Source organism: Salarchaeum japonicum (genome assembly GCF_049705945.1).
Lineage (GTDB): Archaea > Halobacteriota > Halobacteria > Halobacteriales > Halobacteriaceae > Salarchaeum > Salarchaeum japonicum_A.
The window spans coordinates 1,030,556-1,046,355 of sequence record NZ_JBNAMV010000004.1; the positions used below are offsets into that span (position 1 = coordinate 1,030,556).

Consider the following 15,800-nt stretch of genomic DNA (forward strand, 5'->3'; position numbering starts at 1 on the left):
GCGGCGCGCGTGGGATTCGGACGCCATACCAGTGTCGTCAGCCGTCGGCGGCAAAAGCGTGTCGTCTACGCCCGCGTGGACGTGAGTTGGATGTCCGCGTCCTCCAGGAGGTCCTCGACTTCGTCGCGTTTCTCTTGGTGGTCGGCGAGGAACTCCCGCATCAGTTCGGCGGCCTGCTCCTTGCAGTCGCCGCAGAGTCGGTCGCCGTTCCGGCACTCCTCGTAGACGCGTTCGGCGAACTCGTCGTCGTCCGCCGCAAGGAGGTACGCGTACAGTTCGTAGACCGGGCAGTCGTCGGGCCGCCCGCCCTTCTCGCGCTGTTCCTCGGCGCTCTGCCGGCCGCCCGTGGTCGCGGACTTCACCTTGTCGTAGCCCGTCTCAGGGTCGTCGAGGAGGCTGATGTGGCTCGCGGGAATCGAGGAACTCATCTTCCCGCCGGTGAGCCCCGTCATGAACCGGTGATAGATGGAGGAGGGCGGGACGAACCCGTACCCGCCGTGCGCGACTTCCACGTCCTGGGCCAGGTCGCGCGCTTCTGCCTCCGTGAGGTCGAACGCGTCCACGTGCCCCTCGAACACGCGCTTTTCGCCGTCGACGGCGTCGATGAGCGCCTCGAACGCCTCGTCGGTCGCGTTCCGGTCGAAGAAACGGGTGCGAGGGCGGAGCGGTTCCATCCCGGCGTTCTCCAGTTTCTCGACCGTCGCGGACAGCGTCGCCTCGTCCACGCCCTCGGGGAATTCGTCGACGCCCTGTTCGGCGAGCCACTGCGCGGCCTCCGTGCAGCGCGGCGTCTCGGGGTCGTCCGCGTACGTCTCGCGGGCGTCGTAGGCGCTCGCGACCAGCGGGCGTTCGGCGTCGGTGAGTTCGAAACTCGCGTACGCCTCGGTGACCTTGAAGTAGCGCGCGCGGGACGCGAGGTCGCGCGCCAGCCGGATGTGGGGGTCCTGGTCGGGACCGACCGGAATCACGGTCGGCTTCGGCTCCTCTAGCTGCGGGTAGAGGATGTCCGCCATCTGCGTGACGACGGACTGCATGTGCGAGACGTCCGTCTCGCCGCCGAACCCGTAGATCGCTTCGAGTTCGCTGAAGTTCGCTTCCGCGCCGAGTTCGAACGCGAGGTCCTGGAGTTCGCGGTTCTCGGACTGCCGATACAAGGTTCCCTCCTCGGGGTCGAACCCGAGCGCGAGCAGGCTGAGGAGGTAGTTCCGGGCGTGTTCGTCGATTTCCTCCCAGGTGAGGCCGCGCGCGGCGTTCGCTTCGAGGTCGGCGATGAGCGCGTACGCGTCCCCGCCCTGCTGTTGGTGCCAGATTATCTCGTCGAACACGAGCTTGTGTCCGATGTGTGGGTCGCCAGTCGGCATGAACCCAGAGAGCGCCGCGAACGGCTCCCCCGATTGCATCGCGTCGAGGACGCGGCGGTAGTCGCGGTGGCCGAAGATGATGGCCCGCCGCATCAGGTAGTGGGGGTTCGGGACGTCGGCGAGGAGGTCGTCGAACGCCTCGATGCCGAACTCGCCGAAGAGTTTCTCGTAGTCGGAGACTGTAGAGGACCCCCAGGGGTCGAGGGTCACGTCGTCCGCGCCGGCCGTCTCGTCGTCAGATGGTGTGTCGTCAGTCATGGAGTGAGTCGGGAGACCGCGAGCCAGTCGGGTGAATCCTGTGCGTCCAGCGCAAAAACCATTCGCTTCCGCACGCCGTGCGCGAGCCGAACGTCGAGCGCCACGTCGCGCGGGGAGAACGTGTGGTCGGCGGGGAGCGAGCGCACGAGCCACGGCGAGTGCCCGAGGTTGTCGGCGTCCTCGATGTCGTGATAGACGCGGAAGTCCGCGCCGAACTTGAAGCCGGTTTTGGGCGTGTAGCCGGCGTCGCGGAGCGCGCGGTACGCGCGAAGTCGGCGGTCGAACCGGTCGCCCTCTGCGTCCCGGCCGTGCGCGACGACGGCTTCGACGCCGCCGTCGACGGAGAGCGCGCCGACCGCCGCGAGGTGCGCGGCCTCAACGAGCGACAACTGGAGGGGTGCGTGTTCGGCGGCGCGCCCGGTGAGCGGTTGGCCGTAGAAGAACGCGTGGTGGAGCGTCTCGGGTGGCTCCCAGACGACGACGCGGTCGTCCAGCAGCACGCCGTCGGCGGCGGGCGGCGTCTCCGCGGCGTCCGCGGGGAGCGTCAGGCGTTCGGTCTCGAAGTACGTGATGTCGCTCTCCTCGTCGACGACGGCGAGCGTCACGTCGCCGAGCGCGCTCGCAGAAACGTCCGCGCGCTCCGAGACGGTGCGAACCCGGTACGCCTCGGTGTCGTCCCACGGTCCGTCGCCGCGCGGGTAGACGACGAAGTCAATGCCGCCCGCGTCGTCGACCCAGCCGTCGCGGGCGGGCGAGAGGTAGAACCCGCGGTCGCGGAGGTCGGCGTACACGACGAACCGCGCGCCGAACCCCGGGCCCTGGCGGGCGAGGTAGTCCGCGAACTCGCAGTCCTCCCCGTCGACGGTGACGGCGTCGAGGTCGCCGCGGAAGAGGAGGTGCGCGGCCTCGACGGGCGCGAGCACCACGTCGTCGCCGTCCCGCGGCCGGCCGTAGCCCCGGGAGTCGTAGAAGCGCTGGCGGGCGTCCCCGCCGACGTGGACGAGGCCGTCGCGCGCGTGTCCCTTCATACCCGCCGAGAGTCCGGCGAGCGCCCTATTGGTTGCGGTCGCAGGTCGCGTCGAGACACCGCCGGCCGCTCGGCGTGTCGAACAGGGGGAGGCCGCAGTCGCAGGTGCCGTCCACGATGCCCGAGGGGATTCGGTACACCGCGTCGCACTCCTCGCAGACGGCGTCGAGCGCGCGCCGTCGCTCGATAGTCAGCATACTGCCGCATCGACACGGCCACTCGCCGTCGAACGCGTCGATGACTGCGTCGTCGAGCGAGTCGCAGGTACGGTCGAGGCACAGTTCGAAGGTGTCGCCGCGGTCGGCGCGGAACGTCGGGAGGCCGCAGTCGTCGCACGTGTTCTCGGTGAGCGTCGCGTCCCGCGGGAGCGCGTACGCGGCGCGGCAGCCGAGGCAGGTGACGCGCGCGCCGTCCCGGACGAGGACGCCGTCGCAGTCGGGACACCGTCCGACGGTGGGGCCGGCGGGCGTGACGGGGTAGTGCGCGCTCCCGTAGTCCGCGTGCGCGTCGACGCGGAGGCGTTCGTCGTTCTTCGTCGCGACCAGCGCGAACCCGCCGGTGTCGCGTTCGAACTGCACGGAGTTCGGGCGGGTGAGCCACGCGGCGGGCTGGTAGCCCGTGTCGTCGTGGACGAGAACGGTGTTGTCGGGTTTCACGAGCACGACGACCTCGCCGCGCTGCGTGGTGGTGCGACCGTTCTCGTACGTCACCGTGCAGTCGCCGGCGAGGACGCGAGTTGAGTCCTGCATCACCGCGGGGTGGCCGCGGCTTCCTACGTGAACTCTCGGCCTACCGGACGCGGACAGTCCGCGTCTCGGACACGGGGCGGAGCGGGAGGTCGGGGAAGACGACTTCGACCTCGTACGTGAGTTCGTCCGCGCTCGCGCCGAACACGCCCACGGGGACCTGAATCGAGTCGGTGAGGAACGCGGTCTTCTCCGTCATCTCGGTGTCGTTCACGCGCACGCTCACGTACGCGCTCGCGCCGCCGCCGTCGTTCGTCACGCGCACCTCGCACATCTCGTTCGCGCCGGACGCGATGGAGTCCGGGAAGTCGCCCCAGTCGAAACGCACTCGGGGGGCGTCGGTCGCCTGCTCGTGGACGCTCTCCGCGACGCCGCCGGAGAGCCCCGCGTCCACGAGGCCTTCGACGCCCGCGTCGTACGCGTCGTCCGGCGTCTCGATGCCCTCGTCCGCGAGTTTGTGCGCGCGGCCCGCGCCGACGCCGTCCAGCGCCGTGAGGCCGACCGCTTGCCGAGGGACGCCGGTGTCGATGCGGGCCTCCAGTCGGTTCGCGAGGTTCGCGCCGCGCGGCCGGTCGAAGCGCTCGAAGAACTCCGCGAGCGCCGCCAGCAGGCGGAGCGCGTTCTGCGTGATGACCCAGGCGTCGCTCCGGAGTTCGGGCGGCACGCTCCCGCGCGTGTTCGCGTAGAGGATGGCGAGCACCTTCCGCGGCCCGGGTTCGAGGTCGCTGCCGCGGCTTCCGAGCGTCTCCTGAATCGCGTCGCGCTCCGATTGGCGGGCGCTCACGCTGTCGAACTCGCGGGCGGCCGCGACCGCCGCGAGAATCCCCTCCTCGTCGGGGGACTCGCTGGTCGCGAGGTCGTGAAAGGCCTCCGCGGTCTCCATGCGGAGGTAGTACGTGGACGTGAGGACGCCGAGCGTCGTCGCGGAGAGCCCCAAGTCGTCGGTGGCTTCGACGAACCCGCGGCCGCGGAGTGTGTCGAGGTGGTCGCGCACGCGGTCGCGGAGGCCCGCGAAGTCGTAGTCGTCCGGTTCGGACTGTGCGCGGTGGTAGTAGAACGTGGTTTCGAGCCAGTCCATCACGTCACCGACGCCCCGAATCGTCCCCATCGCGACCTCCGCGTTCAGGTGCTCGGGAAGGCTGTCCGCGAGCCGTGACTCGATTTCCTTGCCCTCGCGGAGCAACCGCCGGTACTTGTCGGCGTCCGCGGTGTCGCAGACGACCCAGCCGTACCCCACGTCGTCGTAGCCGGGACGGCCCGCGCGTCCGAGCATCTGGAGCACGTCGAGCGGGCTCATGTCCACTTCGCCCTCCAGGGGGTCGTGGAGTTTCGTGTCCCGAATCACGACGCAGCGCGCGGGGAGGTTGACGCCCCAGGCGAGCGTCGACGTGGAGAAGAGGAGTTCGATTTTGCCCTCGCGGAACCACTGTTCGACGAGGTTCTTGTCGTTCGTGGAGAGGCCGGCGTGGTGGAAGGCGACGCCGTCGAGCACCGACTTCCGGAGCGTGGAGTTGTCGAGCGCCTCGCTCTCCGTGTGGAAGTCGTAGTCGCCGCGCGCGCCCATCGGGATGTCGCGCTCCGCTATCTCGTCCCGGGATTTCTTCGCGGCCTGCACGGTGTCCTGGCGGCTGGAGACGAACACGAGCGCTTGGCCGTCCTCCCGGATGTGGGGTTCCGCGAGGTCGAGCGCGGTGAACAGCCGCCGGTACTTGTCCGCGAAGGCGTTGTCGCCGTGCGTGTACGTCCGCACGTCCGCGTGCAGGTCGACGGGACGGTAGTCGTCCCCGAACTCGAACGTCGTCTCCGGCGGTGCGTCCAGCCAGTTCGCCACGTCGTCGATGTTCGGCATCGTCGCGGAGAGCGCGACGACGCGAGGGTCGCAGAGCCGCCGCATCCGCGCGACCACGACTTCGAGCACCGACCCGCGGTGTTCCGAGTCGAGCAGGTGGACTTCGTCGATGACCACGAGGTCCACGTCCGTAACGAACGAGTACCGTGGACTGTCGTGTTTGCGCGTCGCCGAGTCGAGTTTCTCCGGCGTCATCACGAGCACGTCCGCGCGCTCCGCGCGCCGGGGGTTCAGGTCGCGTTCGCCCGTGACGACGTACACCGAGTAGCCGAGGTCCTCGAAACGCTCCCACTCCGATTCCTTCTCGTTAGTGAGCGCGCGCAGCGGCGCGATGAACACCGCGGTCCCGCTCTCGCGAAGCGTCTTGCAGATGGCGAGTTCGGCGAGCGCGGTCTTCCCCGACCCGGTGGGGGCCGAGGCGACGACGTTCTCGTCCGTGTCGAGGAGCGCCGACGCGGCCTCGGACTGCATCTCGTTGAACTCCTCGAAGGGGAACGCGTCCGCGAACTCCGGGACCGCCTCGGCGACCTCCATTGGTGTGGGGAAGCCGACGTGCGGGGAAAGGGGTTTCTCTCTAGTCCGCGCTCGCCGCGTCGGCCGCTCGGCGGAGCATGCCGTCGCTCGTGGAGTACCAGAAGTAGACGCAGAGGCCGACCGCGGCGACGGCGTTCGAGATGGTGACCGCCCAGAAGACGGCGTGTACACCGTATCCGAGACCGACGCCGATGACGCCGGAGCCGAGGGTGGCGAGGGGGACGCGGACGCCCCAGTACTGGAGCATCGTCGCGTACATCGACACGTCGGTCTTGCTCGCGCCGTCGAACCCGGATTGGGCGGTGTAGATGGCGCCGAGCGCCCAGTAGCCGAACGCGAGAATCACGAGGTAGTCGACGGTGAGCGCGAGCCCCTCCGGGGTGAGCGTCGGCGCGAACACGGTCGCGACGGTCTCGGGTATCGCGAGCTGAATCGCGGCGAAGACGGAGAGGCCGATGACGGCGATGCCGACCGCGACCCACGTGGTGCGCCTGGCGCGGTCGGGGTTGCCCGCGCCGACGTTCTGCCCGACGATGCTGGTCGCGGCGTTTCCGAGTCCGACCGCGGGGACGAACGCGACGGTGGAGATGCGCGCGCCGACGGTGTACGCGGCGAGGCCCGCGGACCCGGCGGTGAAGGAGACGATGGCGATGACGGCGATACGGGCGGCCTGCTGGGCGGTTCGCTGGCCGGCGGCGGGCCAGCCGACGGACACCATCTCGCGCGCCACGTCCCGGTCGAACGCGAACGAGTCGGGGGTGAGCGAGAAGTTCCGGGTGCCGCGGAACGTGACGAAGACGGCGAGCAGGAGGCCGAAGAGGAAGCCGAGCGCGGTGGCGAGCGCCGCGCCGAACACTTCGAGGCGGGGGAAGGGGCCCCAGCCGAGGATGAGGAAGGGGTCGAGGACGAGGTTCGACCCGAAGGACGCGAGGTTGATGTAGAGCGCGGCCGTCGAGTCGCCGGACGCGAGCAAGCCCATTTCGAGTACGTCGCTCACGCCGGCGGCGAGCGTGCCGACCGCGTACACTTGGAGGTAGATGGTCGCGTAGTCGGCGACGGCGCCCTCGCCACCGAGGAGGCCGACGAGCGTGTCCGCGAACAGGAGCGCGACGAGCGCGACGACGATTTGGAGGGCGATGGAGAGGACGACACCGACCCAGACGACGCGGCGCGCGCCGTCGTCGTCGTCCGCGCCGAGGCGCTGGGAGGTGAGGACGTGCGTGCCGGTGATGGCGAGCATCGAAGGAACGAGCGAGAGCGCGGTGAGCGGGACGACGAGGCCGACGCCGGCAACCGCGTTCTCGGCGACGCGCCCGACGAAGAACACGTCGACGACCTGTTGGGCGACGGCGACGAAGTTCTGTGCGACGAGCGGTGCGGCGAGGAGGAGGAGGGTGCGCGTGAGACGGCCCTCCACCATATCTTCGTTCGACACATCAAACATAGTTCAACAGTCGAGTTGTGACCAACTTACTCGAATGATTCATTAATCTATGGATATCCGTCCGAAGAACCGGCGGAACCCCACGCTTTTGCCGCCGCGGCCGAACGCTAGGGTATGAGTCGTCGACGGAAACCGGACTGGCTGAAGATGCGGCCACCGTCCGGCGAACGGTTCACGGAGATAAAGCGCACCCTCCGCGACCACGACCTCCACACGGTGTGCGAGGAGGCGTCGTGTCCGAACATGGGCGAGTGCTGGAGCGGCCGGGACGGCCCGGGGACGGCGACGTTCATGTTGATGGGCGACCGGTGCAGTCGCGGCTGTAACTTCTGCGACGTGAAGACCGGCGGGATGGAGGCGCTCGACCCGGACGAACCCGCGAACGTCGCGGACGCCGTCGCCGAAATCGGATTGGACTACGTGGTGCTCACGTCCGTCGACCGCGACGACCTGGACGACCAGGGCGCGAGCCACTTCGCGGAGACGATTCGCGAAATCAAGAAACGAGACCCGGACATCCTCGTGGAGTCCCTGATTCCGGACTTCCAGGGCGAGGAAGCGCTCGTCCAGCAGATTATCGACGCCGGCCCGGACGTCATCGCGCACAACGTCGAGACGGTGGAGCGCCGGCAGTTCCCGGTGCGCGACCGCCGCGCGGGCTACGAGCAGTCGCTCTCGGTGCTCGAACAGGTCGGGGACGCCGCGGACGTGTACGCGAAGACTTCGATAATGCTCGGCGTGGGCGAGCACGACCACGAGGTCTACCAGACCCTGAGCGACCTCCGGGAGCGCGGCGTGGACGTGGTGACGCTCGGGCAGTACCTCCAGCCGAGTCGCTCCCACCTCGACGTCGCGGACTACGTCCACCCGCAGAAGTTCGAGACGTGGCGCGAGGTCGCGGAGGACGAACTCGGCTTCCTCTACTGCGCGAGCGGGCCGATGGTGCGGTCGTCGTACCGCGCGGGCGAACTGTTCGTGGACGCGCTGCGGCGGGACGACCGGTCGGTCGCGGACGCGCGGGAGGCGGCGCGCGCCCGCGCCGGAGAGTAGACGTTCGTCCACTCTCCCCCGCCCCTGTCCGTTTGGGCGGTAGAATGGTCGGAAATGGACGGTTTTTTTCGACGGTGTGCGTTTCTCTCCGTGGTTACTGGACGTAAGTCCACGAATCGACTGGTGCGAGGGGTGCGTTACGAAAACCATATGGTGCGGGATGTGGCAATTATTACTATGCAAGGACGGGGATGCCCGTGACGTCGATACTGGACCGCGAACCGGACGACCGCTTCCGCATCCTCGACGACGACGGCGAGGTCGTGGACGGCGCCGCCGTCCCGGACCTCACCGACGAGGAGTTCGTGGAGATGTACCGGACGATGAAGCTCGCGCGCCACTTCGACCAGCGCGCGGTGAGCCTCCAACGCCAGGGCCGCATGGGGACGTACCCACCGCTCTCCGGCCAGGAGGGCGCGCAGGTCGGGAGCGCGATGGCGCTCGACGACGAGGACTGGCTGGTCCCGAGTTACCGCGAGCACGCGGCGACGCTCGTCCACGGCGTCCCGCTGAAGCAGACGCTCCTGCTCTGGATGGGGAACGAGCACGGGAACGACGTGCCCGAGGACGCGAACGTGTTCACCACGGCGGTCCCTATCGCGAGCCAGATTCCGCACGCGACCGGGCTGGCGTGGGCGTCGAAACTGAAGGACGAGCAGGGGAAGGGCTTCCTCTGTTACTTCGGCGACGGCGCGACCTCGGAGGGCGACTTCCACGAGGGCCTGAACTTCGCGGGCGTGTTCGACACGCCGAACGTGTTCTTCTGCAACAACAACCAGTGGGCGATTTCCGTGCCCCGGGAGCGCCAGACGGCGTCGAAGACCATCGCGCAGAAGGCGACCGCGTACGGGTTCGACGGCGTCCAGATAGACGGCATGGACCCGCTCGCGGTGTACGCGACGACCCAGGCCGCGCTGGAGAAGGCGAAGAACCCGAGCGAGGGCGAGCGCCGCCCGACGCTCGTGGAGGCCGTGCAGTACCGGTTCGGCGCGCACACCACCGCCGACGACCCCTCGGTCTACCGCGAGGAAGCGGAGGTCGAGAAGTGGCGGGCGAAGGACCCGATTCCGCGCCTGGAGAAGTTCCTCCGGTCGACGGGTCGACTGGACGACGAGTCCGTCGCGCGCATCGAGGAAGCGGTCGAGGAGCGCGTCGCGAACGCCATCGAGGAGGCGGAGTCGACGCCGCGGCCCGAGCCGCGGGAGATGTTCGAGAACGTGTACGAGGAGATGACGCCCCGGCTCGAACGCCAGCTCGCGGAGTTCGAGGAGGTTCGGGAGAAGCACGGCGCCGAAGAGATGCTGGAGGACTGAGATGACTGAGACACAGAACCTAACGCTCGTGCAGGCGGTACGGGACGGCCTCCGGGACGCGATGGCCGCGGACGACGACGTGGTCGCGCTCGGCGAGGACATCGGGAAGAACGGCGGCGTGTTCCGCGCGACCCAGGGACTCCACGAGGAGTTCGGGGAGGAGCGCGTCATCGACACGCCGCTCGCCGAGTCCGGCATCATCGGGACGGCGGTCGGGATGGCCGCGTACGGCCTGAAGCCCGTGCCCGAAATCCAGTTCTCGGGCTTCATGTACCCGGGATTCGACCAGATCGTGAGCCACATGAGTCGGATGCGCACCCGGAGCCGCGGCCGGTACACGCTCCCGATGGTGCTCCGCGCGCCGTACGGCGGCGGCATCCGCGCGCCCGAACACCACTCGGAGTCGAAGGAGGCGTTCTACGCGCACGAGGCCGGCCTGAAGGTCGTGATTCCCTCGACGCCCTACGACACGAAGGGACTGCTCATCTCCGCGATTCGCGAGCCGGACCCCGTGGTGTTCCTCGAACCGAAGAAGATCTACCGCGCGTTCCGCGAGGAGGTGCCGGACGAGCCGTACGAGGTCCCGCTCGGCGAGGCGTCCGTGCGCCGCGAAGGCAGCGACGTGTCCGTGTTCACGTGGGGGGCGATGACGCGCCCGACGCTCGAAGCCGCGGAGAACGTCGCGGACGAAATCGACGTGGAAGTCGTCGACCTGCGGACGCTCAGTCCGATGGACGAGGACACCATCGTGGAGTCCTTCAAGAAGACCGGGCGCGCCGCGGTCGTCCACGAGGCGCCGTTCACGGGCGGGCTGGCGGGCGAAATCGCCGCCACCCTCCAGGAGCGCGCGCTTCTCCATCAGGAAGCGCCGGTCGAACGCATCACGGGCTTCGACACGCCGTTCCCGCTGTACGCGCTCGAAGACTACTACCTCCCCGGGCCGGCCCGAATCGCTGAAGGCCTGCGGAACGTCATGGAGTTCTAGAGATGCCGACGGAATTCAAACTGCCCGACGTGGGCGAGGGCGTGGCGGAGGGCGAAATCGTCGCGTGGCTCGTCTCCGAGGGCGATTCGGTGAGCGAGGACCAGCCGGTCGCGGAGGTCGAGACCGACAAGGCGGTCGTGGAGGTCCCGTCGCCGTACGACGGCACGGTGAAACAGCTCCACTACGAGGAAGGCGACGTGGTGCCGGTCGGGAGCGTCATCGTGACGTTCAACGTCGAAGGCGAGGACGACCTCGACGCCGGGCCCGAACCGGACGAGACGCCCGCGGCCGACGAGGACGCGGACACCGAGACTGCGGACGCCGCGTCCGCGGCGACCAGCGACTCCGGGCGGACGTTCGCGCCGCCGTCGGTGCGTCGGCTGGCGCGCGAGCGCGGCGTCGACCTCGCGACCGTCTCCGGGAGCGGGCCGAGCGGCCGCATCACCGAGGGCGACGTGCGCGCCGCCGCCGAGGAGGATAGTGAAGAGGGCTCGGACGCGCCGAAGTCCGCGGTGGCGAAAGTCACCGACGAGGACGGCTCCGACGAGGCGGCATCGGAAGCGTCCGAGTCGGGCGACGCGGCCGCCGGCGGGTCTGTCGAGCCGGCGGAGGCGGCGGGCCGGGAGAAGACGCTGGCCGCGCCGGCGACGCGCCGGGTGGCGGAGGAACTCGGCGTGAACCTCGACGACGTGCCGGCGAGCGAGGAGCGCGAGGACGGCGCGTTCGTGAGCGAGGCGGCGGTCCGCGAGTACGCCGAATCCCAGCAGGCCGCCCAAGAGGTGGACGCCGCCGCGGTGCAGGCGGGCGACACCAGTAAGTCCGGGGAGCGCGAGGAGCGCGTTCCCTACCGGGGCGTCCGGCGGACCATCGGGAAGCAGATGGCGGAGTCGAAGTACACCGCGCCGCACGTCACGCACCACGACACGGCCGTCGTGGACGCGCTCGCGGACGTGCGCGAGGAACTGAAGCCCGTCGCCGAGGAACGCGGGTTCCGGCTGACCTACATGCCGTTCATCGTGAAGGCGGTGGTCGCGGGTCTCAAGCAGCATCCGTACCTGAACTCGCAGTTGGACGAGGAGAACGAGGAAATCGTCCTCAAGAACTACTACAACATCGGCATCGCCGTCGCGACCGACGCCGGCCTGATGGTGCCCGTCATCAAGGACGCAGACCAGAAGAGCATCCCCGAGATAGCGGAGGAGATGCGCGGCCTCATCGAGAAGGCGCGCGACCGCTCTATCAGTCGTGAAGAGATGCAGGGCGGGACGTTCACGCTCACGAACTTCGGCGCTATCGGCGGCGAGTACGCCACGCCGATAATCAACTATCCCGAGACGGCGATTCTCGGGCTCGGCGCGCTCGACGAGCGCCCGGTCGCGGAGGACGGCGAGGTCGTGGCGAAGGAGACGCTCCCGCTCTCGCTCTCCATCGACCACCGCGTCATCGACGGCGCGGTGGCGGCCGAGTTCGCGAACACAGTGCAAGACTACTTGGAGAACCCCAGCATGCTTCTACTCGAATAATGGTCGTCGGAGATGTCTCAACTGGAACGGAACTCGCGATAATCGGCGCTGGCCCCGGCGGGTACGTCGCCGCGATTCGCGCGGGCCAGCTCGGCCTGGACGTAACGCTCATCGAGAAGGACGCGTGGGGCGGCACCTGCCTGAACTACGGCTGCATCCCCTCGAAGGCGCTCATCACCGCGACCGACGTGGGGTACGAGGCCGACACCGCGGAGGAGATGGGGATTCACGCGGACGTGAAGGTCGACGTGGACCAGATGACGACGTGGAAGGACGGCGTCGTCGACCAGCTGACGTCGGGCGTGGAGAAGCTCTGCAAGGCGAACGGCGTGAACCTCGTCGAGGGGGTCGCGGAGTTCGAGAGCGAGAACAAGCTCCGGGTCGCGCACGGCGGCGACGGTCAGGGCTCGGAGACCATCGAGTTCGAGGACGCCATCATCGCCACCGGAAGCCGCCCCATCGAAGTCCCTGGGTTCGAGTACGACGGCGAGCACGTGTTGAGTTCGCGGGACGTGCTCGACCTCGACCACGTCCCCGAGTCCATGGTCGTCGTGGGCGGCGGGTACATCGGGATGGAGCTCTCGACGGTGCTCGCGAAGATGGGCTGTAACGTGACCGTCGTGGAGATGCTGGACGACATCCTCGCGGGCTACGAGGAGGACGTGACGAGCGTCGTCCGACAGAACGCCGAGGAACTGGGCATCGACTTCCGGTTCGGCGAGGCGGCGAGCGGTTGGGAGAAACGGGACGGCGACATCGTCGTCACCACCGAGAACGAGGCGGGCGAGGAGTTCCAGTACGCGACGGAGAAGGCGTTCGTCGCGGTCGGCCGGCAGCCCGTGCTCGACACGCTGAACCTCGACGCCATCGGACTGGAGCCGAACGAGGACGGCCACCTCGAAACCGACAATCAGGCCCAGACCGACGTCGAGGGCGTGTACGCCATCGGCGACGTGGCGACCGGACCGATGCTCGCGCACAAGGCCTCGAAGGAGGGACAGGTCGCCGCGGAAGCCATCGCCGGCGAACCCGCGGCGCTCGACTATCAGGCCGTGCCCGCGGCCGTGTTCACCGACCCCGAAATCGGGACGGTGGGCATGACCGAGGCGGAGGCCGAAGACGCCGGGTTCACGCCCGCGGTCGGGAACTTCCCGATGCGGGCGTCCGGGCGCTCCCTCACCACCGGAAACGACGACGGGTTCGTTCGCATCGTCGCCGACGAGGACTCCGGGTTCATCCTCGGCGCGCAAATCGTCGGCCCGGAAGCGAGCGAACTCGTCGCGGAACTCGGACTGGCCATCGAGATGGGCGCGACCCTCGAGGACGTCGCGGCGACCATCCACACGCATCCGACGCTCTCCGAGGCCGTGATGGAAGCCGCGGAGCACGCGCTCGGCCACGCCATCCACACGCTGAACCGCTGAGGCCGAAGAATTGGTGTCGGCGACGGCTTTTTCTCCCCCTCGCGGCGTACGAAGCGTATGAAGGTCGTCACCCTGGGACCGTCCGGAACGTACTCGCACCGCGCCGCGACCGCCGTGTCGGAGGACGCGGACGTGGGGTTCCGGGAGTCCGTGCACGCCATCGTCTCCGCGGTCGCTGACGGGGACGCGGACCGGGGCGTGGTTCCCATCGAGAACTCCATCGAGGGGTCGGTGACGGAGTCGCTGGACGCGCTCGCGGAGCGCGAGGTCTCGGTCGTGCAGGAGGTCGTGACGCCGATTCGGCACGCGCTGCTCGCGCAGACGGAGACCGTCGAGACGGTGGCGAGTCACAGTCAGGCGCTCGCACAGTGCCGGAGCTATCTCGACGAGAACTACCCGGATGCCGACCGGCAGGCGGTCGCGTCCACCGCGCGCGGCGTCGAACTCGCGCGGGAGACTGCGGGCGTCGCCGGCATCGGCCACCCCGACAACGCGGGCGACGACCTCACCGTGCTCGCGGAGGACATCCAGGACCGGAACTCGAACGCGACGCGGTTCTTCGTCGTCGCGGGCGCGGACGAGCGCTCCGACGCCGGCGGGAAGTCCACGTTCGTCGTCTACCCGAACGCGAACTACCCCGGACTGCTCCTCGACCTCCTCGAACCGTTCGCGGAACGCGACATCAACCTCTCCCGCGTCGAGTCCCGGCCGAGCGGCGAACGCCTCGGCGACTACGTCTTCCACCTCGACGTGGCCGCCGGCCTCTACGAGCAACGCACCCGGGACGCGCTCGCCGAAATCGACGCCATCGCCGAGGACGGCTGGGTGCGCCGCCTCGGCTCCTACGACGTACGACACGTCGTCTAGACCCGGGTTGGCCGTCGAATTTTAGCGTCCGCGAACCCTACCGGGTGGTGTATGACGCGACGACGCAGCCCCTTCGACGAGTTCGAGCGATTGTTCGAACGAATGAGCGACCGGTTCGACGACTTCGACGAGTTCGACGTGGAGAGCCGGCTCGCCGTGGATGTCGAGGACACGGGTGACGCGTTCGTCGTCACCGCCGACCTCCCCGGGTTCGCGAAGGACGACATCGACATCCGGCTCCGGGACGACACGCTCCAGATCGACGCGACCCACGAGGAATCCCCCGAGGACTCGGTCGAGGACGAGTACATCCGCCGGGAGCGCTCGAAGCGCTCGGTCACGCGGTCGCTCGCGCTCCCCGAGTCCGTCGACGAGGACGCGGTGTCCGCGTCGTTCAACAACGGCGTCCTCACCGTGGAACTCCCGAAGGCCGACGAGGCGGACGACTCGACGAGCATCGACATCGCGTAAGGCTAAGTTGCGGGCGTACGTCGGTGGGGTATGCTCGAACCCGGTGCGGATGCTCCGGACGTCGCGGCGGAGAATCAGGACGGCGTGCACGTGGACCTCGATTTCGAGGACCCCACCGTGCTCTACTTCTACCCGAAGGACGACACGCCCGGCTGTACGGTCGAGGCGAAGCAGTTCAACGCCGAACTCGACGCGTACGCGGACGCCGGCGTGGGCGTCTACGGCGTGAGCCTCGACGACGTGGAGTCCCACGAGGAGTTCTGCGAGAAATACGGATTGGATTTCGACTTGCTCGCCGACCCCGAGGGCGACATCGCGGACGCGTTCGGCGTGGACACGAGCGAGGGATACACGGCGCGCGTGACGTTCGTGCTCGCGAACGGCGAGGTCACGCACGCCTACGAGGGCGTGAAGCCGGACGGCCACGCCCGCGACGTGCTCGGCGACATCCTCGACGACGGCCTCGCGACCCTAGACTAGCTCCGCGAGTTCGGCCGCGAGCGCGTCGACCGCCGGCCGCCAGTCCTCCGCGTAGTCGCCGTGTTTCGGCGGCGTGAGCGACAGGTCGAGCGCGCGATAGGAGAACCCCGAGATGTGGTCGTCCGCGAGTCGGCCGACGAACATAGCGTTCTTTCGTTTCGACGAGACGCCCCCTGAGTCGAGTTCGTAGTAGTCGCTGAACGCCTGCACCAGGAAGACCGGACAGTCGAAGTCACCGGCGTCGGCGTACCGCGCGAGCTTCACGGGATTGTTCGCAGGGTCCGCTCGCCGCATCTCCACCTCGACGAACACCCGACGGTCCGCGCGCTCGCCGGTCACATCCACCGAGGTGCGGCGGACGCGCTCCTCGGTCGTCCACTCGAATCCGGGCAGTCGCTCCGCGAGCGCGTCCCGCAGGGCGTCGTGAACGGCGTCCGTGAAGGCGGCCACGAGCTGGGCGACGGCGGG

14 protein-coding genes are annotated in these 15,800 nt (G+C 68.8%); 8 read left to right on the forward strand and 6 right to left on the reverse strand.

Annotation, left to right across the window (positions count from 1 at the left end; all coding sequences use genetic code 11):
- Window positions 1-65 precede the first annotated feature (65 nt).
- The 5 genes from ACOZ4O_RS07260 to ACOZ4O_RS07280 are packed head-to-tail and all read right to left on the reverse strand — an operon-like array spanning window position 66 to window position 7,219.
- Window positions 66-1,619, reverse strand: a complete 1,554-nt coding sequence (locus ACOZ4O_RS07260) for a tryptophan--tRNA ligase (protein ID WP_424524637.1) — start codon at window positions 1,617-1,619, stop codon at window positions 66-68.
- Complete coding sequence (endA, locus tag ACOZ4O_RS07265) at window positions 1,616-2,647, reverse strand: tRNA-intron lyase (protein WP_424524638.1); 1,032 nt, start codon at window positions 2,645-2,647, stop codon at window positions 1,616-1,618. Before endA ends, ACOZ4O_RS07260 begins: the two co-directional genes overlap by 4 nt.
- 25 nt (window positions 2,648-2,672) lie before the next feature.
- Entirely contained in the window at window positions 2,673-3,395 is a 723-nt protein-coding gene (locus tag ACOZ4O_RS07270; protein WP_424524639.1) for a DUF91 domain-containing protein, read from the reverse strand.
- Window positions 3,396-3,435: 40 nt separating this feature from the next.
- Window positions 3,436-5,775 (reverse strand): DEAD/DEAH box helicase, encoded by a 2,340-nt coding sequence (locus ACOZ4O_RS07275; RefSeq protein ID WP_424524640.1) that lies wholly within the window; start codon window positions 5,773-5,775, stop codon window positions 3,436-3,438.
- 40 nt (window positions 5,776-5,815) lie between these two features.
- Window positions 5,816-7,219 (reverse strand): MATE family efflux transporter, encoded by a 1,404-nt coding sequence (locus ACOZ4O_RS07280; RefSeq protein ID WP_424524641.1) that lies wholly within the window; start codon window positions 7,217-7,219, stop codon window positions 5,816-5,818.
- A gap of 114 nt (window positions 7,220-7,333) precedes the next feature.
- Between ACOZ4O_RS07280 and lipA the strand changes: the two genes are divergently transcribed.
- From lipA to ACOZ4O_RS07320, 8 genes are all read left to right on the forward strand, one after another.
- Window positions 7,334-8,269, forward strand: coding sequence for a lipoyl synthase (gene lipA, locus ACOZ4O_RS07285; RefSeq protein WP_424524642.1), 936 nt, complete (start codon window positions 7,334-7,336; stop codon window positions 8,267-8,269).
- 191 nt (window positions 8,270-8,460) lie between these two features.
- Window positions 8,461-9,582: a pyruvate dehydrogenase (acetyl-transferring) E1 component subunit alpha gene (gene pdhA / locus ACOZ4O_RS07290; RefSeq protein ID WP_424524643.1), complete on the forward strand. Its 1,122-nt coding sequence runs from the start codon at window positions 8,461-8,463 to the stop codon at window positions 9,580-9,582.
- A gap of 1 nt (window position 9,583) precedes the next feature.
- On the forward strand, window positions 9,584-10,567 hold the full coding sequence (locus tag ACOZ4O_RS07295) for an alpha-ketoacid dehydrogenase subunit beta (protein WP_424524644.1): 984 nt from the start codon (window positions 9,584-9,586) through the stop codon (window positions 10,565-10,567).
- A gap of 2 nt (window positions 10,568-10,569) precedes the next feature.
- Entirely contained in the window at window positions 10,570-12,090 is a 1,521-nt protein-coding gene (locus tag ACOZ4O_RS07300; RefSeq protein ID WP_424524645.1) for a 2-oxo acid dehydrogenase subunit E2, read from the forward strand.
- Complete coding sequence (gene lpdA / locus ACOZ4O_RS07305; RefSeq protein ID WP_424524646.1) at window positions 12,090-13,514, forward strand: dihydrolipoyl dehydrogenase; 1,425 nt, start codon at window positions 12,090-12,092, stop codon at window positions 13,512-13,514. Before ACOZ4O_RS07300 ends, lpdA begins: the two co-directional genes overlap by 1 nt.
- 57 nt (window positions 13,515-13,571) lie before the next feature.
- Entirely contained in the window at window positions 13,572-14,381 is an 810-nt protein-coding gene (gene pheA / locus ACOZ4O_RS07310) for a prephenate dehydratase (protein ID WP_424524647.1), read from the forward strand.
- Between the two features lie 51 nt (window positions 14,382-14,432).
- Window positions 14,433-14,852, forward strand: coding sequence for an Hsp20/alpha crystallin family protein (locus tag ACOZ4O_RS07315; RefSeq protein WP_424524648.1), 420 nt, complete (start codon window positions 14,433-14,435; stop codon window positions 14,850-14,852).
- Window positions 14,853-14,882: 30 nt separating this feature from the next.
- Entirely contained in the window at window positions 14,883-15,332 is a 450-nt protein-coding gene (locus ACOZ4O_RS07320) for a peroxiredoxin (protein ID WP_424524649.1), read from the forward strand.
- Here ACOZ4O_RS07320 and ACOZ4O_RS07325 read toward each other — a convergent pair.
- Complete coding sequence (locus ACOZ4O_RS07325) at window positions 15,324-15,782, reverse strand: hypothetical protein (RefSeq protein WP_424524650.1); 459 nt, start codon at window positions 15,780-15,782, stop codon at window positions 15,324-15,326. The two genes, ACOZ4O_RS07320 and ACOZ4O_RS07325, sit on opposite strands and share 9 nt — an antisense overlap.
- Between the last annotated feature and the right edge of the window lie 18 nt (window positions 15,783-15,800).

Bases quoted from the DNA above. Each gene is read 5' to 3' on its own strand.
- ACOZ4O_RS07260 (WP_424524637.1), bottom strand. From the start codon at position 1,619: ATGACTGACGACACACCATCTGACGACGAGACGGCCGGCGCGGACGAC.
- endA (WP_424524638.1), bottom strand. From the start codon at position 2,647: ATGAAGGGACACGCGCGCGACGGCCTCGTCCACGTCGGCGGGGACGCC.
- ACOZ4O_RS07270 (WP_424524639.1), bottom strand. From the start codon at position 3,395: ATGCAGGACTCAACTCGCGTCCTCGCCGGCGACTGCACGGTGACGTAC.
- ACOZ4O_RS07275 (WP_424524640.1), bottom strand. From the start codon at position 5,775: ATGGAGGTCGCCGAGGCGGTCCCGGAGTTCGCGGACGCGTTCCCCTTC.
- ACOZ4O_RS07280 (WP_424524641.1), bottom strand. From the start codon at position 7,219: ATGTTTGATGTGTCGAACGAAGATATGGTGGAGGGCCGTCTCACGCGC.
- lipA (WP_424524642.1), top strand. From the start codon at position 7,334: ATGAGTCGTCGACGGAAACCGGACTGGCTGAAGATGCGGCCACCGTCC.
- pdhA (WP_424524643.1), top strand. From the start codon at position 8,461: ATGCCCGTGACGTCGATACTGGACCGCGAACCGGACGACCGCTTCCGC.
- ACOZ4O_RS07295 (WP_424524644.1), top strand. From the start codon at position 9,584: ATGACTGAGACACAGAACCTAACGCTCGTGCAGGCGGTACGGGACGGC.
- ACOZ4O_RS07300 (WP_424524645.1), top strand. From the start codon at position 10,570: ATGCCGACGGAATTCAAACTGCCCGACGTGGGCGAGGGCGTGGCGGAG.
- lpdA (WP_424524646.1), top strand. From the start codon at position 12,090: ATGGTCGTCGGAGATGTCTCAACTGGAACGGAACTCGCGATAATCGGC.
- pheA (WP_424524647.1), top strand. From the start codon at position 13,572: ATGAAGGTCGTCACCCTGGGACCGTCCGGAACGTACTCGCACCGCGCC.
- ACOZ4O_RS07315 (WP_424524648.1), top strand. From the start codon at position 14,433: ATGACGCGACGACGCAGCCCCTTCGACGAGTTCGAGCGATTGTTCGAA.
- ACOZ4O_RS07320 (WP_424524649.1), top strand. From the start codon at position 14,883: ATGCTCGAACCCGGTGCGGATGCTCCGGACGTCGCGGCGGAGAATCAG.